Source organism: Delftia sp. DLF01 (genome assembly GCF_014852125.1).
In the GTDB taxonomy this organism is placed as follows: Bacteria; Pseudomonadota; Gammaproteobacteria; order Burkholderiales; family Burkholderiaceae_C; genus Comamonas; species Comamonas acidovorans.
On sequence record NZ_JACVAZ010000001.1, the window covers coordinates 1,869,998 to 1,892,599 of the forward strand.

The following is a 22,602-nucleotide window of genomic DNA, read 5'->3' on the forward strand; positions in this document are numbered from 1 at the left end:
GTCACGACAGCCTGGAGCCAGCGCGCAGGCTGCCGTCCGTCAGGAAAGGTTGGCGCCCATGGCGCAGCCGTCCTTGCGGTGGTCGGATGCGCCGTGCAGCACACCGTTGTCCCAATCCACCCGAATGGCCTGGGCGCCGCCGATGGCAGGATAGCCGGGCGCCACCAACCGGTAGCCCTGCTGCTCCAGCGCCTGCGCGACATGCTGCGGCAAGGTGCTTTCGACCTCGACCTTGTCGGTGCCGGGAATGGGGAACAGCCGTGGCAGATCGCTGGCGGCCTGGATGTCGCAGCCGTAGTCGATCACCTTGGACAGAAAGTGCGCATGGCCCATGGCCTGGTAGTGGCCGCCCATCACGCCGAACACCAGCTCCACGCGGCCATCTTTCGTGGTCATGCCGGGGATGATGGTGTGCAGGGGCCGCTTGCCTGGCCCGATGCAATTGGGGTGGCCCTCAGCCAGTTCAAAGCTCTGGCCCCGGTTGTGCAGCAGCACGCCTGATTTGGGCGACATCAGGCCGGAGCCGAAGGGGTGGAAGATCGAGTTGATGAAGCTGGCGCAGTTGCGATCCTTGTCCACCACCGAGATGTAGACCGTGTCCTTGTGCTCCGCTGCCGCATTGGTCGCCGGGGTCTTGAAATGCTCCGGGAACTCGCCGTTGCGCAGCTGGGCGGCCAGCTCCTGCGACAGCAGATAGTCGATGTCCACATCGGCAAAGCGCGGATCGGCCAGCAGCGCATCCCGCACCCGGTACGCCATGCGCGTGGCATCGATCTCGGCCTTCAGCCGCTCGGGCGAGAGCGGGTCCGTGCCCGGCTCCAGGCCCTGCAGAATGTTCAGCAGCAGCAGGGCAATGATGCCTTGGCCCGGAGGGGGGCACTCGTGCACCACATGGTCTCGGAACCTGCTCTTGACCGGCTGCACGAACTCGCCACGATAGGTGGAGAAGTCCTCAAGCGTGTGCACGCCACCGAGGCTGCGCAGATAGGAGACGATGTCCTGCGCGACCTCCCCCTCGTAGAAGCCGGCACGGCCCTGCTCGGCAATTTTGCGCAAGGTGGCGCCCAACTGTGGCTGGCGGTGAACCGATCCGATGGCCGGTGCCTGACCATCGACCAGCATGATGTCGCGCGCAGTGGTGGCGGCCAGCAGTTGCGTGTGCATGGCCCAGTCGGCGCCGGCGCGCGGCGCCACGGCATAGCCTTGCTCGGCGAAGCGGATGGCATCTTCCAGAAGGCGGCCCATGGGCAGCCGGCCGAACCGGTCCGTCAGGGCGACCCAGGCGTCCACGGCGCCAGGCACCGTGACCACGTAGGGCGACTGGCGGCGCAATTGCTTTTCCTCGCCCGAGGCAAGAACGGCCTTCAGGGAGGTGGCCTGGGGCGCCCAGCCGGCGCCGTTGTAGGCCGTGATCTGGTCAGAGCCCTTTTCGCTGTACAGCGCAAAGCAGTCTCCGCCAATGCCGGTGGAGCCAGGCTCCACCACGCACTGGACCGCACAGGCCGCGACGGCGGCATCCATGGCGGTGCCGCCGGCCTCCAGGATGCGAACAGCGGCCTGGGTGGCGGCCGGGTGCGAGGTTGCCGCCATGCCGTGCGTGGACATGACGACGGAACGGCCAGGATTCTGGAAATTACGCATAACGGTTCTTCTTCCTTGTGTTGCTGGGACTTGGATTTCGGGCAATGAATGGGGGGCCGGGGGGCTGCCAACGCTGCTTGCAGCGGACCGCCATCGACGCAGGGCGCGATGGCAGCCTCGAGATTACCGTATCCTGATATCTTTGTATCCAATTTTTCCAAAGATACCCAAGCAATCACCATGCCTGGATTGGCCGTACACAATGCACCATCAGAGTGCGCCCTGGACCCTGATAGCCAAACCTAGAATGACGACCGGGCTCCGCCCACCCCAGAACCATCACCATGCTGCCACTTGCCACCCCCTCGCCCGATGCGGCACAGACCAGTGCCCACGAAGAGGCCTACCAACACCTCTCTCATGGCATTCGCATGGGGCTGCTGAAGCCGGGCGACAGGCTGGTGGCCGATGACATCGCCAACTCCATCGGCATGAGCCGCATGCCGGTCCGCGAGGCCTTGCGCCGGCTGACTGCGGAAGGCCTGTTGGTCATGCCGCCGAACCGGGGCGCGATCGTTCGGGAGCTTTCCGAGAGCGAGGTCATCGAGGTTTTCGAGATGCGGGCCGTGCTCGAAGGCCTGGCCGCAGCCATGGCCGCCAGGCGCTGCACCCAGGCGGATGTGGACGACCTGCAGGACCTGCTTTTGAAAATGAAGCGTTGCGAGAGTGACCAGTCGGAATGGATCACGGTGCACCGGCGCTTTCACGAGCGCTTTTGCCGCATCAGCGCAGCCCCGCGCCTGTGCGAGCAGATCTCGGCCCTGCACTCGGTGGTCGAGCCGCTGATGCGGATCTGGCTGGAAAACAACGAGCCCTCGCCGAAGCTGCAGGAGCACCACCAGCAACTGGTGGCCAGCCTGCAGGCCGGTGACCCGGATCGCATGGAGCGCGAAGTGCGCGCGCATGTGCGTGGAACGGTAGACAGCATTACGCAGGCCATGCGCAGACATCGGCTGCCCCAAGGCAAATCGCGCGCCAAGGCCTGACCTTGGCCTGGGCGATACGCCCTAGCCTCTCCTGTCCTTGAGGCGCGTCATGGAGCGGCGCGCCGCGGACAGGCTGCCGCGCCGGCCCAGCGAAAGCCCCGCGCCGGCATCCGGCAAGGCACCGCCAGCGGCCAATCGCTGCTGCGCCTCCAGCAGGCTGCGCAGGTCCGCCGCACGCTCCTGCGCCAGGGCGGCCGCATTCTGGGCGGTCTGCAGCTGGGAGTGCAGGCTCAGCTGCTCCTCCTCACTCTTCTCATAGCGGCCTTGCAGCTCTGCAAGGCGGGTCGCTGCCTTGCGCTCCTGCTCGGTGGCTGTCTTGCGCGCAGCCGCCAGTTCCTGGCGTGCACGGTCCACTTCGTTGAGCATGTGGCGCTCATTGCCCGCGTATTGCTCGGCCATGCGCTGGCGCTCCAGCGCGGCAGACTGCATTTCCTCGCCATGCTTTTGCTGCAGCGCCTCGCGCTGGCGGGCGGCTTCAGCCAGCGCATCGCGCATTTCCTCCAGGCGCTCGTCGCGGTCCTGCAGCTGCTGCTGCATTTCGTCCAGCCGGCGCGACAAGTCCTGAGACTGCGCCTGGGCCACTTGCAGGGCCTGGTCCATGGCCTCTTTCTGCGCCTGCATGGACGCCTCGCGCCGCGCCATTTGCTCTTGCTGCTCCTGCAGCTCTGCCTGCGTGGCCTGAGCCGCTTCCTCGCGCGATTGCAGCGCGGCGCGGGCGGCCTCCATGGCGGCTTCCTGGGCAGCGTCCCAAAGCTGCTGCGCCAGGCGCTGAACGGGATCGGGCACAGACGAGGGCAGCAGCTCGCCCTGCCCTGCCGCCACGCCCAGGCGCTGGCCCAGGGTGGCAAACCAGGTCTCCAGCATCGGGCTGACGGTATTTGGCGAGCCTCGGCCGATTTGCTGGCGCACGCGCTCGATGGTCGGCCGCAGGCCCTGGGCGATCAAGGCGTCTGCCGCGGCCCAGACATCGGCTTCCTGCACGCCGCGGGTGGATGTTTTCTGCATATCGTGAACTATTTTCCAGATTACCAACGATAAGTGATTGTTATCGTGAGTTATTTTAATAATGCGTAATACATCATATGTGTCATGTATTAAATATTACATATGAAATTTTCATACAGTATGGATACGCACATTACACGGCTTTGCCCAGGCAAAAAGCCGCTGCAGCCTCTGGAAAGCCTGGAGACTGAACTTTGCATGGCCGCAGGCTCCGCGGCGGGCGGCCATGCTGCGCCGGGCGACAATCCACGGATGCGCAACGGCCCCTTTTCGATGATTCCCCAAGAGCAGCCTCTGGAAGACACAAAGCAAGGCAGCACCCTGCCCTCCGCGGGGCTGGAGCCTGCCGCCCAGCAGGCCGTGCGCGAGTTGCTGCGCGAGGGCGAATCCACCAACACCAGAAACAGCTACCAGAGTGCGATGCGCTACTGGGCCGCCTGGCATGCGCTGCGTTTTGAGCGGCAGATGCAGCTGCCGCTGAATGTGCCCTGCGTGCTGCAATTCATCATCGACCACGCCCAGCGGCAGACCGGTGCGGGCTTGGCCAGTGAAATGCCGGCGCACATGGACCGCGCCCTGATCGAGGCCGGATACAAGGCCCGCGAAGGCCCCCTGTCGCACAACACGCTGGTGCACCGCATGGCGGTGCTGTCCAAGGCCCATCAGGTGCACGGTTTGCCCAACCCTTGCCAGGACGGCGCGGTGCGCGAGCTGATGTCGCGCACGCGCAAGGCCTATGCGCGGCGCGGCGAGCAGCCCGCCAAAAAGGATGCGCTGACGCGCGACCTGCTGGAGCAATTGCTGGACACCTGCGACGACAGCCTGCGCGGCCGCCGCGACCGCGCCCTGCTGCTGTTCGCCTGGTCCAGCGGCGGGCGCCGCCGCTCGGAGGTGGCCGGGGCCGACATGCGCCACCTGCGCGCCGTGGGGCCGCAGGAATTCATCTACACGCTGGCTCACTCCAAGACCAACCAGTCCGGGCGGGATGCGCCCGAGAACCACAAGCCCGTGACCGGGCGCGCGGCCCAGGCGCTGGCCGATTGGCTGCGTGCCGCTGCCATACAGGAAGGGCCGATCTTCCGGCGCATCCGCAAGGGCGGCCATGTGGGCGAGCCCCTGTCGCCAGCGGCCGTGCGCGACATCGTGAAGCAGCGCTGCGCGCTGGCGGGCGTGGAGGGGGATTTCTCGGCGCATTCCCTGCGCTCGGGCTTTGTGACCGAGGCCGGGCGCCAGAACGTGCCCCTGCCCGACACCATGGCGCTGACGGGGCACAGCAGCGTCAATACGGTGCTGGGCTATTTCCGTGCGGATTCCGCGTTGAGCAACCGTGCGGCCCGGCTGCTCGACGCCGGCGACGACGATGCGGCCGCCGCCGCGCAAGGCAGCGGCCGGCCGTAGTCCTGAGCCGCTGGCTCAAAAGAGCTCAAAAGCTCAAAAAGCTCACTCCTGTACCGAGGTCCGCGTGCCGCTCAGGCCCAGCTTGCGCAGCAGCGTGGTGTCGGCTTCCACATCGGGGTTGCCGGTGACCAGCAGCTTGTCCCCATAGAAGATGGAATTGGCGCCGGCCATGAAGCACAGGGCCTGCACGGCGTCGCCCAGCTGCTGCCGGCCTGCCGACAGGCGCACGCGCGCCGTGGGCATGGTGATGCGCGCCACCGCGATCACGCGCACGAAGTCCAGCGGATCGACTGGCTCGCTGTCCGCCAGCGGCGTGCCGGGCACGCGCACCAGGCTGTTGATGGGCACGGATTCGGGATGGGGGTTGAGATTGGCCAGCTGGGCGATCAGGCCCGCGCGGTGCACAGGCGCCTCGCCCATGCCGATGATGCCGCCGCAGCACACGCTGATGCCCGCGCCGCGCACGGCCTTGAGCGTGTCCAGGCGATCCTGGTACTGGCGCGTGCTGACCACGTCCTGGTAGTACTCGGGCGCGGTGTCCAGGTTGTGGTTGTAGTAGTCCAGGCCCGCTTCGCGCAGCGACTGCGCCTGGTGCGGCTGGAGCATGCCCAGCGTGGCGCAGGTCTGCATGCCCAGACCCTTCACGGCGCCGATCAGCTCGTTCATCTTCTCGATGTCGCGGTCCTTGGGCGCGCGCCAGGCCGCGCCCATGCAAAAGCGCGTGGCACCCGCGTCCTTGGCGGCCTGGGCGGCCCGCGTGACTTCGTCCACGCTCATGAGCTTTTCCGCCTTGACGCCGGTATCGAACTCTGCCGCCTGCGGGCAGTAGCCGCAGTTCTCGGGGCATCCGCCCGTCTTGACCGACAGCAGCGTGGCCAGCTCGATGTCGCCCGCGGGCCAGTGCTCACGGTGCACGCTCTGGGCCTGGAACATCAGGTCCATGAAGGGCTTGTCCAGCAGTTCCTGGATGGCCTGCACGCACCAGGCGCCTTCAAACGGCAGCGTGTCGCTTTTGGAGGGGCGTGCATGCCATTGCAATGGGCTGCCGGCCGCAGGTTGTGCGGGGCTGTCGGAATTCGTCGGGGTGGTGCTGCAGGCGGTCATCAAAAACTCCTCTGTGGGTCTGCTTTTTTCATTCTGATGAGCAAAAAAAGCATTGGGAATGAAAAAGCCGGCTCCTTGGCAAAAATAGTTGCCCCATTTTCATGGCCTGCAAAAAGAGCGAACTTCGCTTATTTTTGAGCGATGTTCGCTGCGTTTTGGCAGAAGTTTTTCTGCCTGCATGCTTCATGCTGCAAGCGCGCAGCCATTGGTGGCCAACATCGCTCAATTGTCCGATGCAGGCCGAAAAAGATGTGCAAGCGGGCGCGGGCCTTGATTCCCAATACCTGCCAGATGCCTCTCCAAAACGACCACAATGGGTGCCCGCCGTCGTCGCCACGGCGGTTTTCATTGCCACGGCCCGTGCTTCCACCCGCTTTCCACCACTTTCCCCCGATTCGCTCCGATGTCCCTGCGCTCCCTGGAATTTCCCACCGATCACGGCCAACCGCTGCTGCTGTCGCGCGAGCAGCAGGCCATCCTGGCGCATGAGGGACGTTCGGCCATCGTGGCGGCGCTGGCGGGCGTAGGCAAGACGACCACGCTGGCCTGCAAGGTGGTTCAGGCCTGCCGCAGCGGCCAGGCCCAGCGCATCCTGGTGCTGGCCTATTCGCGCTCCGGCGTGGCGGCCTTTCACCACCGGCTCAAGCAACTGGTGCGCGAAGTGCCGCCCCAGGTACAGATCACCACGGTGGAGCGCTGGGCGGCCCAGCAGATCCGCCGCCGCGACCCTGCGGCCCGCTTTCTGGCCGACCGCGTGGCACTGCAGGCCCGCGTGCGCGAGGCACATGCCGCGCTGTGCGAGCGGCTGGCCTGGCAGCCCGACCCTTTGTTCGAGCAGCCCGGCGATCTGGATCTGGACGCCTTCTGGGACTTCAACCTCAGCGCCAAGAAGTCGTTGCTGCCCCAGCGCCTGGCCGAGGAAGGCATGGGACTGGCGAGTTTCTGCGAGGAATATTTGCTCGACTACCGCATGGCCGGCCTGTTCTTCGAGTACGAGCGCCGCCGCATCGACCACTGCGGCGACCCGCTGTACTACGCGGAAGGCGACTGCAGCCATGCACTGGCCAGCGACGCTCTGCAGGGCCAGGCGCTGGACCTGCCGCGCTACGACCTGGTGGTGTTCGACGAGATGCATGACCTGGACCCGGCCTCGCTGCAACTGCTGCGCGCCCTGGTCGGAACCAGCGGCTGCGCCTTTCTGGGCGCAGGCGACTTCAACCAGCACATCGAGGCACAGGCCTGGTCCGTGTTCCGCGACAAGCTCCACCAGCTCGATGACTTCCTGCCCCAGGCCACGGCCACGCTGGCGCTGACCCAGTCGCGGCGCTTTGGCCCGCAGATCGCCAAGGCGGTCAATGCGCTGTTCAACGTTGGCCTGACTGCGGCGCCCACGCGCTTCAGCACCGTGCAGCAACTGCAGCACACCGATGACAGCCAGTGCATTGACCAGCTGCTGCAGATCCAGGCCGGTCTGGCGCGCGGCACGCCAACGGCGGCGCCGGGTGAGCCCCCGTCGCCCGGCGCGCGCAATCCCTCGCTGACCGTGATCCTGCGCCATGAGCAGGATGCCTGCGCGCTGGAATGGGCCATCCACCGCGCCGGCAAGTCCGCCAGCTTCTACGGCTTCAAGCGCTTTTACCTGCAGCGCGAGATTGCCCTGCTGCTGGGCCTTTGCTACGCACATGGCATGCAGGCGCTGTCATGGAAGGCCGAGGTCAGCGTGCTGGGCAGCGAGACCCTGGCGGCCTTTGTGGAAGGTGCGCTTTTCTACGGCAAGGGCAGCGTGGACGGTGCCGACATGGCCGATCCGTCAAGCCGGCATACGCTGGCCCAGCGCATGGCGGGCGAGATGCTGCACAACCCGCAGATCATCTGGCGATTCCTGGGAAACCAGTCCAGCCTGCAGGGCGGGCAACGCAACTTCCAGGCCTTTGGCAGCTTCTTGCAACTGCCCCTGGCGCTTCAGTCAGACGCACGCAGCCTGCTGGAGCAGGCCGACGTCTGGGGCCTTTTTGCGGGCGTGGCCCTGTCGCAGGCCCAGACGGCGGCCTTGCGTCAGCGCGTGAAGGCTTTCATGGATTCGGTGGCGGGCATGGCCGTGCCCGACATGCTGGCCCAGGTGGCCGCCATGGCCACGCGCTTCGAACGAACCGTGCGGGCCGAGCGCGGCTTCGACTTTCATCTGAGCACCATCGAGGAAGCCAAGGGCAAGGAATACGAGCATGTCGCCCTGCCTTTCATGGAGCCTGGCCGCTTTCCGGCCTCGGCCCCGCACGCGCTGGCCTTTCTGGAGCGCAACCGCCTGTACGTGGCCATGACGCGCGCCCGAAAAAGGCTGTGGCTGCTGGAGCATGCCGAGCGGCGTGTCCAGCCTTTCGCCTGAAGGCGTCTCAGCCCAGGGCGGCGATCACCTCGGCCGGCGCCTGCACCAGCTCGATCAGCACGCCCTCGCCAGCGATCGGAAACTCGTCATTGCTCTTGGGGTGCAGAAAGCAGATGTCGTAGCCGGCCGCGCCCTTGCGGATGCCGCCGGGCGCAAAGCGCACGCCCTGCTCCGTCAGCCACTGCACGGCCAGCGGCAGGTCGTCGATCCACAGGCCGATATGGTTCAGCGGCGTGGTGTGGACGGCGGGCTTCTTGTCAATGTCCAGCGGCTGCATGATGTCCACCTCGACCTTGTGCGCGCCTTGGCCCATGGCCAGGATGTCTTCGTCCACGTTCTCGCGCTCGCTCTGGAATGTGCCGGTCTGGGTCAGACCCAGCATGTCCACCCACAGGCGCTTCATGCGCTGCTTGTCGGTGCCGCCGATGGCCACCTGCTGTATGCCCAGAACCCGGAAAGGACGCTGTTCGCTTGCCACTGTCTCACTCCTGTTGATTTATGAAGAATCACATTGTGGAGCCAATCCGCAAGGCCGCAGCCCATCGCACAGGCAGCTTAGAACTCCCCCAGCACCCATCCGCTGATCACCGCAAAGTACTCGCGCAGCCAGGCGTTGGCGCGGATGGTCACGGGCGTGGGCGCACCCACGGTGAAGGCCTGGCCGTAGCCGCTGCGCTCGGCTATCCAGCCGGCGCGCAGGGTGTGGAAGTCGCTGGTGACGATGGCGATTGCCGCCTGCGGCTCCACCCCGCGTGCCTGCAGCAGGGGCAGGCTCCAGGCCAGGTTCAGCGCCGTGCTGGTGCTGCGTTCCTCCATCAGCAGCCGCTCGGGCGGCAGGCCGTGGCGCTGCTGCAGATAGCGCGCCATGATGGCGCCCTCGCTCTCGCTTTCCCCAAAATCCACCCCGCCGCTGGTGAGCACCAGCGCCTTGGGTTGGCGGGCGGCCAGTTCGGCAGCGCGGTCCAGCCGCTGGGCCAGCGTGAGCGACGGCTGGCCGTCACGCGTGGCACTGCCCAGCACCACGATGGCCTGCACCGGCTGTTCCGGTGGCAACCCGGACGAGGCGGACAGCAGGTGCGCCCAGAACACCAACAGGCTGACCAGCCACATCGCCAACGCCGCCCAGCCCAGCCACCAGGCGCGCCGCAGCCATGCACTGGCGCGCAGCCTGCGCGCAATGGCCGAGCGCCAGAAGCTGCAGGCCATGAACAGCAGGCCCAGCATCGCTGGCAGCGTCACGCCCAGATTGAACATGCCGCGCGCCATCAGCACCACGGCATCGCCCAGCAGCACGGCGCCAGTGATCAGGCCCAGCCACTGCAAGGGCCCCAGCCGCCGGAAGCCCGCAACGGCGTTGCGTCCGGGCACTGGCCCGGGCGCGGGAAAGAGCTTGTGCAACAAGCGCCCTCAGTTCCAGCGCTGGTTCGGGCCGCCGGCGCAGGACCACACGATCACGGGCTGGCCCGGCCGGGCATTGCCGCCTTCGATGTCCAGGCACTTGTTGGCAAAGCGGCTGCGGATCTGGCCACGGCTCCAGTCCCATTTCTGGTTGGGCTGGTTGCGGCATTGCCAGGCAATCACCCGCGCACCATTGCGGGTGTTGCCATCGGCCACGTCCAGGCACAGGTCGCCCACGCGCATCTCGCCATCACGCGTCAACGTGAAACGCTGATTCTCACCGCCGCTGCAGTGGTAGACGATGAGCCCATTGCCTGGGCGAAGGCCTCCGGATATATCCAGGCACAGGCCGTTCTGGCCCCGCACCTCCCGTCCTCCCCACGAGGGATAGCCGGGCTGCTGGCCCGGATAGCGGTCATCGTTCCACTGGTCGTCGCGGTCACGTTCGCGGTCCTTGTCGCGCTTGTTCGCCAAAATGGCGGCGCCGGCAATGGCTGCCACGGCGGCACCGGCGATCCATGCGCCCGTGTTGTCGCTCCCGCCTTCCTGGCCCTGCGCGCCCTGGGGCAGGCCGCTCAGGATGCGGAAACGCCCGCCGCAGCCGCCCTTGACCCACATCTCGCGGCGGCCCAGGTCGTAGCCCCAGTTCTGGTTGTAGCTGCAGTTGCCAGCCAAGGTCTCGACCAGTTGTACCTGCTGCGCATCGTCGGGCAGGCTGTAGGTCTGGTAGCGGCCATTGGACATGAGTTGCACCGTCTCTTCGCCTGCACGCGCAGGCAGAACCGGCAGGATGAAGCTGCTGGCCAGCAGGACGGAAATGCATTTCTTGATTTGCATGGGATTTCTCGGGCTGCGTTGATCTGAGGGGCGGCCGCATTGCGCACGGCACTCGACTGCGAGCCCAGCATGAACCCGGCTTCCCTCGACAAGCCATGGAGTTTAGCCAAGCATTTTGTAGGAACAGGGCGAAACCACACCGCACGGCCACTCATTGGCAGGCGTTCAATGATCCGGAGGCAAAAAAAGAGACGGAGGGCAGGCCGCACATGGCTTGTGCATGCATCCTGTCTCGGATTCGCTGCGGGTAACAAAACCATACATATGATCACGAGTTCGACATACAAGGAGCCAATTCATGATCATCGGGATTGACCTGGGCAGTACCAATAGCCTGGCTGCAGCATGGCAGGATGGGAAAGCAGTTCTGATTCCCAATGCCCTGGGCGATTTCATGACGCCCTCCTGCGTCAGTCTGGATGATGATGGAAGCGTGCTGGTAGGCCGTGCGGCGCGGGAACGTCTGCAGACCCATCCGGAACGCACTGCCGCAAATTTCAAGCGTTTCATGGGCAGCAACAAGGGGGTGCATTTGGGGGATCGACAGTTTCGCCCGGAGGAGCTGTCGTCACTGGTGCTGCGGGCACTCAAGGCCGACGCCGAGGCATTCCTGGGACAGACCATCGAGGAGGCCGTAATCACCGTACCGGCCTATTTTTCGGATGCGCAGCGCAAGGCCACGCGAGCGGCTGGACAGCTTGCAGGCCTGCGCGTCGAGCGGTTGCTCAATGAACCCACTGCCGCCGCCATGGCTTATGGCCTGCACCAACAGGACGCTGAAACCCGCTTCCTGGTCTTCGACCTTGGCGGCGGGACATTCGATGTCTCCATCCTGGAGATGTTCGATGGCGTAATGGAGGTGCGCGCATCAGCCGGAGACAACTTTCTGGGAGGAGAGGACTTCCTGCAAGCTCTGGTCGATCTCTTCATTGAGCGTCAGGCGCTGTCCGGAGACCTACTGAAGGATCGACGCTTCATGCAGCGGCTCCAGGCTGAGGCCGAGCGTGCCAAGAGGGCGCTGAGCGACCAGCCGAGCACCTCCATCCGTCTGGAGCACGAGGGCCGAATCCTGGAGATGCCGCTGGATGAAGCACTTTTGGAGCAAGCCTGCAGAAGTTTGCTTCAGCGGCTGCGCATGCCGGTCGAGAGAACGCTGCGCGATGCCAACCTTCGAAGCGCCATGCTCGACAACATCGTGCTCGCCGGAGGGGCCACCCGCATGCCGGTGGTAAGGCGCCTTGCAACAACGATGTTTGGCCGGTTTCCTGCGATCGATTTCAATCCTGATGAAGTCGTGGCACTGGGTGCCGCGGTGCAGGCAGGGCTCAAAGCCAAGGATGCTGCGCTCAGGGAAGTTGTGATGACGGATGTCTGTCCCTACTCGCTGGGGGTGGCAGTCAGCAAACGCATGCCGGATGGCTCCACGATCCAGGGGCACTTCGACCCTGTCATCGAGCGCAACACTACCGTGCCTGTCAGCCGGGTCAACAACTATGTCCCGACTTCCCCGTACCAGTCGTTCATCGACCTCGAGGTTTACCAAGGGGAGTCCCGCATGGTCCGCGACAACATTCATCTTGGCGATTTGCGCATCGAATTGCCTGGATTGGCTCTCGAAGATTCTTGCGTGGATGTGCGTTTCACCTACGACGTCAATGGATTGCTGCAGGTTGAAGCCAAAGTACTCAAGACGAACAGGACATTCAGCCTGCTAATCCAAGGAAATCCCGGCGTGCTGTCGGAAGAGGACATCGTTGAACGCCTGGCTGCGATGGATGCGTTGAAGATCCATCCTCGCGACACCATCGAAAACCGCACCACGCTGGCGCGGGCCGAGCGCGTCTATGCACAGATGCGCGGCAATGCCAGGCAGTGGCTGAGTGAGCAGATTCTTCAGTTCGAAGCCAGCCTGGCAACCCAGGACGCCCGTGTGGCAACCAAGGCACGTGTCCTCTTGGATGAACAGCTCTCCCATCTGGAGCGCAGTGCAGCGGTGCTGGCTGATGATGCAACCTGATCCGCCGACAGCGACGTACATGTCTCTTCCCTTTCTTGCTCGGCTGGGTCTGGATCTCAACGCTGACGAGCGCGCGATTCGTCGTGCCTATGCCCGCGCACTCAAGGAAATTGACCAGGAAACAGACCTTGAAGGTTTTCAGGCACTGCGGGAGTCCTATCAGGCCGCGCTTGCCTGGCATGCCCAGCGCCGTCCTGAAACGGCAATGCCACGCTCAAGTTCAGACAGCAAGGAAGACGCACCGCACTCGCGGAACTCGTCCGACGCGCATATCGATACGGGGAATACGCCTTCCCGCAAGGCAGACCCTGCATATTCCGCCCGCACCATCGACCATGCCCGGCAGATAGCGCACGCACTGCTGGCAGACCTGCGCAAAAAGCTGGCAGCCGGGTGGCCCCAAGACCGTACTGCTGCCAGCATCTGGCTGAACGAGGTTCTGAAGGACCAGCGCCTGATCGACATGGATGCGCGCCACTTCTTTGAATGGGGCATGGCAGCCCTCCTGGCTGAGGGCTGGCAACCCCGCAAGGAGTTCCTGTTCGGCCCTGCGATAGATTGCTTTGGCTGGAAGCAAGACCGTGGCCGCCTTGCAGCATTTGGCCATGCCGGGGCCGTCGTGGCATCCGCCATTGGCGAACTGGAGTTCTTCGACACCAGGCCAAAGCACGTACGGGTAGCGCAAAAGGAATTGATCCAGGGTCTGCGCGAAAGCAGCAAGCCGCCGACATCGACGCTCTTGAAGCACAGGGCCACGTTGCGGGATGTCGTCCAACACTACCCTCACTGGCTGCACATCATCACCGACACACGCAATGCGAAGCGCTGGCTTGAGTGGGCAGATCAGATACCGCGATGGCGTCAACGATTGGCTCTCAGCGCCTCGTCCAGTACGAGCGAGAGAAAAGGTGGAAATTTCTGGTTTGGCTGGATTTTTCTTCTGGTGCTTGTCCTGTCAACACTGGGGAAGATCTCCGCGCTCGTGAACTCATCTGGGCCATCCGTGCCGAGGCACAGCCCGCCTTTGACCACTCAGTCGTTCGCACCGTCTGCGGCTGCAACTGACGGCACTGCCTCCAGCTTTACCAGAATCGTCAAGGACTTGCCTGCCTCCAGCGCGGCGCCTGTCCCCCTTCCCCTGGACGATGACTCCCTCAAACTGCCGCCTGCGGCCGAGCTTCCTCGGCATCTGCAGGCTCCGCGCCTGGCTTATCCGGAGCAGGCCAAGCGCCTGCGACAAGAGGGCAGAGTCGTGATCAAGGCGCGAATTGATCCTGACGGCAAGATTCGTCGTGCAGAAATAGACCAAAGCTCAAGCCACGCCATCCTGGACGAAGCAGCGATGGCCGCCGTGTTGAAGGCTTCCTTCATTGCGGCGAAAGACAGCTCAGGCGCGTCGGTCCCCAGCGTCATCAAGATTCCTATCAAATTTGAGCTTGGCAACTAGAACGTGTTACGGGCCTGCGGAGGGAATGCGTGCCTGCTTCAATCAAGCTCCTGTAAACCGCGCCACCCCCGCCCGAAACGCCCCACTCCCATACACCGCCGACACCAGATCCTCATCATCCAGCCGCTGCTCCACCACGATGCGCCTCAGGCTTTCCTTGACCGCTGATTGGGTGGTTGCCGACAAGGCCATGAGCTGCTCGGCCAGCGCCTGTGCCTGGGCTTGCAATTGATCTGCCGGCACCACCGCATGCACGAACCCGCAGGCCTCGGCCTGCCCGGCTGACAGGTAGTCCGCCAGCAGCAGCATGCGCTTGACGCGCGGCACGCCCAGGCTGGCCACCAGGCGGGCGATATTGCGCGATGACAGGGTGTTGGACAGCGTCTTGGCAATCGGCGCACCGAAGCGCGAGCCGGTGCTGCAGATGCGGAAATCGCAGGCCGTGGCCAGGGCGAGGCCGCCGCCGACGGCCCAGCCATCGATGACGGCGATGGTGGGCACGGCGATGCGCTCCAAGGCGTCGATCACGCGCTCCACGAAGGCTTCATAGGCAATGCCTTGCTGGCCGTCATGGAAGTCCTTGAAGTAGGCGATGTCCGTGCCCGAGATGAAGGATTTGCCGCCCGCGCCGCGCAGCATCACGCAGCGGATGGCCGGGTCGGCCTGGCAGCGTTCCAAGGCCGTGAGCAATGCCTCGTACATGGGCATGCTCATGGCGTTGTGGCGTTCGGGGCGGTCGATGAGGATCTCGGCCGCGCCCCCGGCGTGAACGGTCAGTGCCACGGATTCATGCAGGGCCGGGCTCATGCGGCGGCCTTCAGTGCCTGGAGTTCGGCCATGATTTCTGCGTTGTGCTCGCCCAGCAGCGGCGGATGGCGGCGCACCTGCTGGGGCGTGCCGAGCATCTTGACGGGAAAGCCGATGTTCTTGACTTTGCCTTCGATGGGATGGTCGATCTCCATGCACATGCCGCGGTGCTGGCCGTGTTCACCCTCGAAGGCCTGCGGATAGGTGAGCAGCGGGCCTGCGGGAATGCCTGCCTCCAGCATGCGGTCCACCCAGTCGGCGCTGTCGTGGTGGGCAAACTCCGCTTCCAGTGCCTCTATCAATGCCTCCCGGTGCTTGAGGCGCAGCGCCACGGTGGCGTAGTCCGGATGTTCGACCAGGTCCGCGCGCTCGATCAGCGCGCACAGCCTGGCCCAGAGCTTCTGGTTGGTGGCGCCCATGACGAAGTAGCCATCGCGCGCCTTCACGGCCTGGTAGGGGGCGCTCATCTTGTTGCTGGTGCCCAGCGGCGCGGGCGGCACGCCGGTGCCCCAGTATTCGGACATGTCCCAGATCGAGAAAGCCATGGCCGAGTCGAACAGCGAGGCGTCTATGTGCTGGCCCTGCCCTGTCTTCTGCGCGCCGATGTAGGCGGCCAGCAGTCCGTAGGTGGCGAACAGTGCGCAACCGATGTCGGCCACGGGCACGCCGGCCTTGACGGGTTTCTCTCCCTTGTAGCCGGTGACGCTCATCACGCCCGACATGGCCTGGGCCATGAGGTCGAACCCCGGCCGCTGGGCCCAGGGGCCGCTCTGGCCGAAGCCCGAGATGCTGACATAGACGATGCGCGGATTGATGCGGCGAATGCTTTCATAGTCGATCTTCAGGCGCTGGACCACGCCTGGCCGGTAGTTCTCGACGATGACATCGGCTGTCGTGGCCAGCTGGTAGAAGGCCTCACGCCCCTCCTCGCTCTTGAGGTCCAGCGTCAGCGACCGCTTGTTGCGGTTCATGTTCAGAAAGCCCATGCTGTCCGGGCCCTTCATCTTGAAGCCCATGGCGCCCCGCGTCTGGTCGCCGGTGCCCGGAGGCTCGACCTTGATGACATCGGCGCCCAGGTCGGCCAGCAGCATGCAGGCAAATGGGCCGGCCATGACCTGGCTGACGTCGAGCACGCGGATGCCTTGCAGGGGCAGTTGCAGCGGGTTGGATTGGGGATTGCTCATGCCGGGTCCTCAGCTTTCTTCGGTGATTTTTGCAGCGCGCACCACGTCGCCCCACTTCTTGTATTCGGCAGCCATGAAGGCCGCGAACTTGTCAACGGAGCCGCCACCGTCCTCCACGCCGTATCCGTCGAAGCGGCTGACCACGTCGGGCATGGCCAGCACGCGGTTGATGTCGGCATTGATGCGCTGGGCCAGTTCCCTGGACATGTCGCGCGGGCCGACGACGCCGTACCAGCTCGATGCGTCAAAGCCCTTGAAGCCCTGCTCGTCCATGGTGGGCATGGCCGGGAATCCCTTGGCACGGTTCACGCGGGTCTGGGCGATGCCCAGCATTTTTCCTGCGCGGACCTGGGCAGTGGCGGCCGTCATGGTGTCGAAGCTGAAGTCGATCTGTCCTCCGATCAGGTCGGTCTGCATGGGGCCGGACCCTTTGTAGGGAACGTGGATGCTCTTGACACCTGCCGCCATGTTGAACATCTCGGCCGCAAGGTGCTGCACCGAACCTGTGCCCGAAGAGCCGAAGCTGACCTTGCCGGGGCTTTTGCGGCACAGTTCCACCACTTCCTGCACCGAGGCATGGCCGTTCCTGCTGCTGGTCACCAGGATGTGGGGCGTTGCGCCGATCAGGGCGATGGGCGCGTAGTCCTTGAGCGGGTCATAGGTGATGGATTTGAAGATCTGCGGCGAGATGGCGTGCGTGTTCACATGGGCCATCAGCAGGTTGATGCCTTCTGTGAAGCGGGTCTTGGCAAAGTACTCGGCCGCCAGCGAGCCCGTGGCGCCGGGCTTGTTCTCCACGATCACGGGCCGGCCCCAGATCTCGGACAGCTTCTGGCCCACGATGCGCGCGAACACGTCGGTGCCGCCGCCCGGCGCCCAGCCCACCAGGATCTTGACGGGCCCCTTGGGCAGGTCGGAGGCAGGGGGCGCGGCCCCTGCCCAGGGTGCGGCCAGCGCGGTGGCGCCGGCCGCGATGAAGTCGCGGCGTTTCATGTCTGTCTCCTGCACATCGTTGTTGTGCAGTCACTGTCGCCGGGCGCCGATATCGCGGCAAGCCTGTGTGCCGCATGCCTGGTTTCGCAATCTGCGAAACCAGAAGGGTCAGATCGCGCGTTCGCCCTGCAGCAGGGCGGCGACGACGTTGCGCAGCGCCTGTTCCTGAGCCTGGCCTTCGATGAAGGACAGCACGTAGCTGCGCTCGTGCCAGTCGCCTTCCAGGGTGGCCCAACCCAGGTCGGGCTCAGGGTGGAAGCTGCGCAGCACACCGGGTGGCATCAGCCCCACACCCAATCCTTCGCGCACCAGGGCCAGCATGGTGTCGAAGCCGCTGACGGCGAAATCGTTGCGAAACACCCTGCCCCGGCTGCGGTGGGCGCGTCGCAAAGCGGCCAGGATGGCCGAGCCCCGGCCCAGGCTGACGATGGGGCAGTCCAGCAACTGGTCCAGTACCACCGGCTCGACGGCAAAGCTGAAATGCCTGCGGCTGTAGACCAGCACCAGGCTGTCCTTGCGGTAGTCGGAGCGTGGCAGATCCACGAAGCCGCTGGTCTTCTCGAAGATGCCGATGTCGATGACCTTGTCGCGCAGCAGTTGCTGGACGATGCGGCTGTTCTCCTCCATCACCTGCAGCGTGATGTGGGGATAGCGCCGCTGGGTGATGGCGATGTCGGCGGCCAGGAACTGCAGGATGGCGGATTTGGGGGCGCCGATGATGATGCGGCCGTCGCGCCCGCGGCCCAGGGCCTGGGCGTCGGCTTCCAGCCGCTCCACCAGGTTGCCTATCTGGCGGATATGGGCCAGCAGCTTGAGGCCAGGCTCGGTGGCGCGCACTCCATGGGGCTGCCGCTTGAACAGCCTGGCGCCCAGTTGCTGCTCCAGGTCACTGAGCCGCCGCGAGGCCGCTGCCACCGCCAGTTGCAGCCTGTCGGCTGCGCGTGAAATGCTGCCCTCTTCGGCAATCGCAAGCACAAGCTGCACGGTGGTGGAGTCGATCTTCATCATGGCGGCAAGGCCCTCTTGCGCAGGCGGCGTCTGCTGAGGGCGCGATTGTGCCCCAGTGCAGCAACCGTGCTCAGGCGTGCGCGGGACACTCCAGCACGTCGCTGAGCCTGAAGCCCTCCAGGAACGGCAGGACATGCTCCTCGTTCATCGGGCGGGCGATCAGAAATCCCTGGACGTACGTGCACCCGAGCTGCTGCAGGTGCAGAAACTGCTCCGTGGTTTCCACGCCTTCCGCGACGACTTCAAGGCCCAATCTGCGGCTCAGTGCCAGCGTGGCCTCGACAATCGCGGCAGCCCCGGCGTCCTTGTCCATGGCCTGTATGAAGCTGCGATCGATCTTGATCAGGTTGAAGGGAAAGCGGTGCAGGTAGGAAAGACTGGCATGGCCGGAGCCAAAGTCATCGATGGCGAGATTCACACCCAGTGCCTTCACTTGCCGCATGACGGACAGCACCTGCTCATCATCTTGAAGCAGGGCCGATTCCGTCACTTCGATGTAGCAGCGCTTGGGGTTCAGGCCGGCGCGGTCCAGATGTTCCTTCAATTGCACCGCCATGCCTGGATCGAGAAATTCAAAGGCCGGGCAGTTGATGGACACCGAGATATCGGACGGCCATCCGTTGGCAACCAGCAGCGGGGAGCGCTCCACCATTTGGTCGATGGGAAGCAGCAGGCCGCGCCGCTCTGCCATGGGAATGAAGACACCTGGCGGCACTGACCCTCTGGCCGGGCTGTTCCAGCGCATCAGCGACTCGAACCCCGATATTGTTCCCGTGGCCACATGGCAGATCGGCTGGTACGCCATGAACAACTGGCTTGTTCCGATGGCGGACCGGAAATCCTGCTCCAGCAGCAGTTGCTCCTGCATGGGGCCATCGGCGGAAGGCTCGAATTTCACGAATCGCCCACGTCCCTGGGATCGCGCCCGCTCCATTGCCGCGCGCCCTTCGCGCAGCAGCTGATTCCAGTCCTCGTTGTTCTTGCAGACCGCCGTCCCTACGCAGACAGACAGCAAAATGCTGCGCTCACCCAGGATGTAGCGCTTTTCACCCAGTCGGATGGAGAGCGTTTTCGCCATGGAATCGGGGTTCCCTTCATATTGGGCGACACAGAACTCCTCGATGGCAAGGCGGGCGGCTACGTCATTCTGTCCAATACAGGAGCGCAATTGTTTTGACAGTTGCGAGATCAGTTGGTTGTCCATTCCAGGAACCAGCGTATCTGCCAGCACTTGCAAATGCTCGATACCGATGACATGGATGGCAACAGGACGCCGCTGTGCTTGCGTTCTGTTCAGAAGTTGCTCAAATCCGGTTGAATTGAGCAATTCGGAAGCAGGGTCATGGAAAAGATGGTGCCTCAACTGTGAATGCACCTGCACCAGATCCCTCGCCTCGAAATAGGATCTTCTGCGCTCACGCATCCACAATTGCGCCAGTAATAAAAATGAAGCCAGGCTGATGGCCGCCCATGCCATGATGGTTTTTCCGAACCTCCACCATGGAGCCGCGAGCTTTGCCTTGGCGGCCAGCGTGGCATAGGCGAGATCCCTGCCGCCTTGGCTGGAGTGGTGCATGGCGACGATCCAGCCGTGTCCAAAGCCATCGTCAGCGTCCAACATGCCCTCGCCTGCAGCCATCATTTTTGCAAGTCCGGAATCCATCCCGTCCAGAATGTGCGGATGCTCCGGAGGAATTCTGACCAGATCTTTGCCGTTTGGCAGGCTGACCATGACCTGATGGCCATCCAGCAGCAGTGAACTGAATGCCTGGCGAATGGAATCCACGGCAATGAAGGCCACCACAATGCCAGTCAGCGCCCCACTGGAGTCACGTACCGGACGCCCCAGCACCAGGGACGGTATATCGAAGACCGGCGATTTGCTTGCATTCAGCAAGAAGAAGCCGCCAGGCTTTGTCTGCAGCGCTGCATTCCAGATGGGGCGCTCGGGGTTGTCGGGAGACAGCGGCAGCTTGCTGAAACGTGAGGAAATGGACCATTTCCCATGTCGATCAAGCACGCTCATGCTGATGACCCCGGGCAGCGCCGCCACCTCCTGGATCAAGGCATTGCGGATATCGGTGCTGGCATCAGGGTCTGCCGTGATTTCGCCTAGGCGGCCCGGTGCCAGCAAAAGTTGTTCTGTTCTCTCTACCGCCAAAGAGGTGGCAAGAATGATCTTGTTGGTTTCAGCGGCAGAGGCAGACAGCGCATGCAGGAGATTCGACTTCTCTTCATGGAGCGATGTCTCGTAGCTGGAGATCAGAGAAACGCCCGCAACGCCAATGATCACCAAACATGCGATGAAAATACAGGCATACCAGCGCCTGGGCTGCCAGCTTGGAAGTCTTCTCTCTGCATGCATCATTCAACGCTCATCTGGTCAAAATACCAGCGAACAGGCGCCGTTCTCCTGGCAGGCAAGCCTGCCAGGAGAAACGCTTCCCGTTGGCTGTGACGCACTGGTCTGAATTTCCGTCAGGATGCGGAAAGACTCAGCGGCCTCATGGGTGAGGGGATTTTCCTCAAGACAGGGGCCTCCTTTTCCGCGGGGTCCAGCTTGAAAATGGAAACTGCCGAAACCAGGGCCTGCGCCTGCTGGCTGAGACTTCCGGCCGCCGCTGCCGACTCTTCCACCAGAGCGGCATTTTGCTGGGTGACCTGGTCCAGCTGGATGATCGCATCATTGATCTGATCGATGCCCTGGCTTTGCTCCCTGGTGGCGCCACTGATCTCTTCGATCATGCTGGATACCTTCTGGACCTGGGTGACGATATCTTCAATGCTGCTGCCCGCAGCCTGGGCAAGCTGGTGGCCATTGCCGACCTTGGAAACACTGTCTTCGATGAGAGACTTGATCTCTTTTGCGGCCTCTGCACTTTTCACTGCAAGGCTGCGAACTTCGGCGGCAACCACCGCAAAACCACGGCCCTGCTCTCCGGCGCGGGCTGCTTCGACAGCAGCATTCAAAGCAAGAATATTGGTTTGAAAAGCGATTGAATCAATGACGTTGATGATGTCCTCGATTTTCTTGGAGGACGTATTTATTTCATTCATCACGTCCACCATCTGCCGGGCCATGCCCCCGCCGTGCGCTGCGGCATCGCGCGCTGACTGGGCGAGCATGGTGGCAGTGATCGCCGCATCGGAATTGCTTTTCACCGTGCTGGCCAGTTCCTCCATGGATGCGGCAGTCTCTTCAAGATTGCTGGCCTGCTCTTCCGTTCGGCTCGACAGGTTGGCATTGCCTGCATCAATCTGCGTGGCGCCTGTGGCAATGCTGTCGCTGCTGCTGCGCACGGTGCCCACGACGCGTTGCAGCGATACCTGCATTTCCTGCATGGCCGTGATCACACTGCCAGGGCGTGCCCTGGACAGGTCGATCCTGGAGGTCAGGTCCCCTCTTGAGATGTTTTCCGCAATGTGCGCCACATCAGCCGGCTCTCCGCCCAGCTGGCGTGTGATGGAAATTGTGATGATCACGCCAATGGCCACCCCCACAATCACGCCGGAGATGGTCAGGAGGGTGAGCATGAGCCGGATCTTTTCGTAGATTCTGTCGGTCTCGTCATTGAGCCAGCTGGCATTCTTCTTTTTGATATTGACAACTTCCGTCATCAGGCTGTCGATCTTGTCGGACTCCACCCGGAATCTGTTGATCAGATCAATCGATTCCCTGGATTCCGAAAGATGCTCTGACTTGATTCTTTCAATCGTCTGCAGCAGACCCTTTTCATAGATGACGAGGGTTTCATCAATGGACTTGAGCTTTTCCTTGCCATCGCCCTCGGCAAAAAGCCTCTTGCTGTTGTTCAGCGCCTCTTTCAGCAGTTGCAGCCTTTGCAGCACGGCGTCCGTGTGCCGGTTTCTGCTTTCATCATCGTTTGCAAGCACGGCATTTCTGATGGCCCGGCCCGCTGCGATCAGCTGGACGTTGGCCTCGGATATTTGTGACAGGCCCAGCAGTTCCTTCTCGTACATCTGCGTTGCGAGATCATTGATTTCCCCTGCCTTCAGTATTCCATTGATACCGATGAATGCACCAATGCATGAGACCACAAGAAAGCCCATGGTCAGTTTGGTGATCACTTTTGATTTTTTGAAGCTCAACATCTTGATTGCCGAATGAATAATTTTCAACGATGAAATATTTGCCCTGACACCAGGATTCTTCGGCCGTAGAAAATCGGGAACTTGAAAAAGAATAATCCACCTCTTCTAAAAAAGACGTGGATTATTCTGGAAAATGATATATTGATGTTATAATTGCTCGATGCTCGATGCTCGATGCTCGATGCTCGATGCTCGATGCTCGATGCTCGATGCTCGATGCTCGATGCTCGATGCTCGATGCTCGATGCTCGATGCTCGATGCTCGATGCTCGATGCTCGAT

17 protein-coding genes are annotated in these 22,602 nt (G+C 63.3%); 5 read left to right on the forward strand and 12 right to left on the reverse strand.

Features of this window, described 5'->3' with window-relative positions:
* Positions 1 to 39: 39 nt before the first annotated feature.
* Complete coding sequence (locus tag IB269_RS08295; RefSeq protein WP_192366884.1) at positions 40 to 1,641, reverse strand: gamma-glutamyltransferase family protein; 1,602 nt, start codon at positions 1,639 to 1,641, stop codon at positions 40 to 42.
* 284 nt (positions 1,642 to 1,925) lie between these two features.
* On the opposite strand from IB269_RS08295, the gene IB269_RS08300 reads away from it, so the two are divergent.
* Positions 1,926 to 2,627, forward strand: coding sequence for a GntR family transcriptional regulator (locus IB269_RS08300; RefSeq protein WP_192366885.1), 702 nt, complete (start codon positions 1,926 to 1,928; stop codon positions 2,625 to 2,627).
* A gap of 21 nt (positions 2,628 to 2,648) precedes the next feature.
* Here the strand turns inward: IB269_RS08300 and IB269_RS08305 are convergent, their stop codons facing one another.
* A complete protein-coding gene (locus IB269_RS08305) occupies positions 2,649 to 3,632 on the reverse strand; it encodes a DNA-binding protein (RefSeq protein ID WP_013802420.1) in 984 nt (327 codons plus the stop codon).
* Positions 3,633 to 3,830: 198 nt separating this feature from the next.
* On the opposite strand from IB269_RS08305, the gene IB269_RS08310 reads away from it, so the two are divergent.
* Positions 3,831 to 5,030, forward strand: coding sequence for a site-specific integrase (locus IB269_RS08310; protein WP_192366886.1), 1,200 nt, complete (start codon positions 3,831 to 3,833; stop codon positions 5,028 to 5,030).
* Between the two features lie 42 nt (positions 5,031 to 5,072).
* Here IB269_RS08310 and bioB read toward each other — a convergent pair whose 3' ends face one another.
* Complete coding sequence (bioB, locus tag IB269_RS08315; RefSeq protein ID WP_192366887.1) at positions 5,073 to 6,134, reverse strand: biotin synthase BioB; 1,062 nt, start codon at positions 6,132 to 6,134, stop codon at positions 5,073 to 5,075.
* A gap of 403 nt (positions 6,135 to 6,537) precedes the next feature.
* On the opposite strand from bioB, the gene IB269_RS08320 reads away from it, so the two are divergent.
* The gene (locus tag IB269_RS08320) at positions 6,538 to 8,517 is read left to right on the forward strand and encodes a UvrD-helicase domain-containing protein (protein ID WP_123693303.1); all 1,980 of its coding nucleotides are present in this window, start codon (positions 6,538 to 6,540) and stop codon (positions 8,515 to 8,517) included.
* A 7-nt stretch (positions 8,518 to 8,524) separates the two neighbouring features.
* Here the strand turns inward: IB269_RS08320 and IB269_RS08325 are convergent, their stop codons facing one another.
* From IB269_RS08325 to IB269_RS08335, 3 genes are all read right to left on the reverse strand, one after another.
* Positions 8,525 to 8,995, reverse strand: a complete 471-nt coding sequence (locus IB269_RS08325) for a VOC family protein (RefSeq protein WP_013802423.1) — start codon at positions 8,993 to 8,995, stop codon at positions 8,525 to 8,527.
* 77 nt (positions 8,996 to 9,072) lie between these two features.
* Positions 9,073 to 9,915 carry a YdcF family protein gene (locus tag IB269_RS08330; RefSeq protein ID WP_192366933.1) on the reverse strand — a complete coding sequence of 281 codons (843 nt, stop codon included), beginning with the start codon at positions 9,913 to 9,915 and terminating at the stop codon, positions 9,073 to 9,075.
* 9 nt (positions 9,916 to 9,924) lie between these two features.
* Entirely contained in the window at positions 9,925 to 10,752 is an 828-nt protein-coding gene (locus tag IB269_RS08335; RefSeq protein WP_123693298.1) for a lectin, read from the reverse strand.
* Between the two features lie 298 nt (positions 10,753 to 11,050).
* On the opposite strand from IB269_RS08335, the gene IB269_RS08340 reads away from it, so the two are divergent.
* Positions 11,051 to 12,769: an Hsp70 family protein gene (locus tag IB269_RS08340; protein ID WP_123693297.1), complete on the forward strand. Its 1,719-nt coding sequence runs from the start codon at positions 11,051 to 11,053 to the stop codon at positions 12,767 to 12,769.
* Positions 12,770 to 12,788: 19 nt separating this feature from the next.
* Positions 12,789 to 14,216, forward strand: coding sequence for an energy transducer TonB (locus IB269_RS08345; RefSeq protein WP_192366888.1), 1,428 nt, complete (start codon positions 12,789 to 12,791; stop codon positions 14,214 to 14,216).
* 42 nt (positions 14,217 to 14,258) lie between these two features.
* Here the strand turns inward: IB269_RS08345 and IB269_RS08350 are convergent, their stop codons facing one another.
* The 6 genes from IB269_RS08350 to IB269_RS08375 form a co-directional block, all read right to left on the reverse strand.
* Positions 14,259 to 15,023 (reverse strand): enoyl-CoA hydratase, encoded by a 765-nt coding sequence (locus IB269_RS08350; RefSeq protein WP_192366889.1) that lies wholly within the window; start codon positions 15,021 to 15,023, stop codon positions 14,259 to 14,261.
* The gene (locus IB269_RS08355) at positions 15,020 to 16,207 is read right to left on the reverse strand and encodes a CaiB/BaiF CoA transferase family protein (protein ID WP_043821980.1); all 1,188 of its coding nucleotides are present in this window, start codon (positions 16,205 to 16,207) and stop codon (positions 15,020 to 15,022) included. Before IB269_RS08355 ends, IB269_RS08350 begins: the two co-directional genes overlap by 4 nt.
* Before the next feature lie 9 nt (positions 16,208 to 16,216).
* On the reverse strand, positions 16,217 to 17,200 hold the full coding sequence (locus IB269_RS08360) for a Bug family tripartite tricarboxylate transporter substrate binding protein (RefSeq protein WP_180319554.1): 984 nt from the start codon (positions 17,198 to 17,200) through the stop codon (positions 16,217 to 16,219).
* 108 nt (positions 17,201 to 17,308) lie between these two features.
* Positions 17,309 to 18,208, reverse strand: a complete 900-nt coding sequence (locus tag IB269_RS08365; RefSeq protein ID WP_192366890.1) for a LysR family transcriptional regulator — start codon at positions 18,206 to 18,208, stop codon at positions 17,309 to 17,311.
* A 70-nt stretch (positions 18,209 to 18,278) separates the two neighbouring features.
* Positions 18,279 to 20,576, reverse strand: coding sequence for a putative bifunctional diguanylate cyclase/phosphodiesterase (locus IB269_RS08370; RefSeq protein WP_192366891.1), 2,298 nt, complete (start codon positions 20,574 to 20,576; stop codon positions 18,279 to 18,281).
* Positions 20,577 to 20,686: 110 nt separating this feature from the next.
* The gene (locus tag IB269_RS08375; protein ID WP_192366934.1) at positions 20,687 to 22,321 is read right to left on the reverse strand and encodes a methyl-accepting chemotaxis protein; all 1,635 of its coding nucleotides are present in this window, start codon (positions 22,319 to 22,321) and stop codon (positions 20,687 to 20,689) included.
* Positions 22,322 to 22,602 lie beyond the last annotated feature (281 nt).

What these genes read in the sequence shown, in the direction of transcription:
- IB269_RS08295 (WP_192366884.1), bottom strand. Translation starts at nt 1,641, where the DNA reads ATGCGTAATTTCCAGAATCCTGGCCGTTCCGTCGTCATGTCCACGCAC.
- IB269_RS08300 (WP_192366885.1), top strand. Translation starts at nt 1,926, where the DNA reads ATGCTGCCACTTGCCACCCCCTCGCCCGATGCGGCACAGACCAGTGCC.
- IB269_RS08305 (WP_013802420.1), bottom strand. Translation starts at nt 3,632, where the DNA reads ATGCAGAAAACATCCACCCGCGGCGTGCAGGAAGCCGATGTCTGGGCC.
- IB269_RS08310 (WP_192366886.1), top strand. Translation starts at nt 3,831, where the DNA reads ATGGCCGCAGGCTCCGCGGCGGGCGGCCATGCTGCGCCGGGCGACAAT.
- bioB (WP_192366887.1), bottom strand. Translation starts at nt 6,134, where the DNA reads ATGACCGCCTGCAGCACCACCCCGACGAATTCCGACAGCCCCGCACAA.
- IB269_RS08320 (WP_123693303.1), top strand. Translation starts at nt 6,538, where the DNA reads ATGTCCCTGCGCTCCCTGGAATTTCCCACCGATCACGGCCAACCGCTG.
- IB269_RS08335 (WP_123693298.1), bottom strand. Translation starts at nt 10,752, where the DNA reads ATGCAAATCAAGAAATGCATTTCCGTCCTGCTGGCCAGCAGCTTCATC.
- IB269_RS08340 (WP_123693297.1), top strand. Translation starts at nt 11,051, where the DNA reads ATGATCATCGGGATTGACCTGGGCAGTACCAATAGCCTGGCTGCAGCA.
- IB269_RS08345 (WP_192366888.1), top strand. Translation starts at nt 12,789, where the DNA reads ATGTCTCTTCCCTTTCTTGCTCGGCTGGGTCTGGATCTCAACGCTGAC.
- IB269_RS08350 (WP_192366889.1), bottom strand. Translation starts at nt 15,023, where the DNA reads ATGAGCCCGGCCCTGCATGAATCCGTGGCACTGACCGTTCACGCCGGG.
- IB269_RS08355 (WP_043821980.1), bottom strand. Translation starts at nt 16,207, where the DNA reads ATGAGCAATCCCCAATCCAACCCGCTGCAACTGCCCCTGCAAGGCATC.
- IB269_RS08360 (WP_180319554.1), bottom strand. Translation starts at nt 17,200, where the DNA reads ATGAAACGCCGCGACTTCATCGCGGCCGGCGCCACCGCGCTGGCCGCA.
- IB269_RS08365 (WP_192366890.1), bottom strand. Translation starts at nt 18,208, where the DNA reads ATGATGAAGATCGACTCCACCACCGTGCAGCTTGTGCTTGCGATTGCC.
- IB269_RS08370 (WP_192366891.1), bottom strand. Translation starts at nt 20,576, where the DNA reads ATGATGCATGCAGAGAGAAGACTTCCAAGCTGGCAGCCCAGGCGCTGG.
- IB269_RS08375 (WP_192366934.1), bottom strand. Translation starts at nt 22,321, where the DNA reads ATGTTGAGCTTCAAAAAATCAAAAGTGATCACCAAACTGACCATGGGC.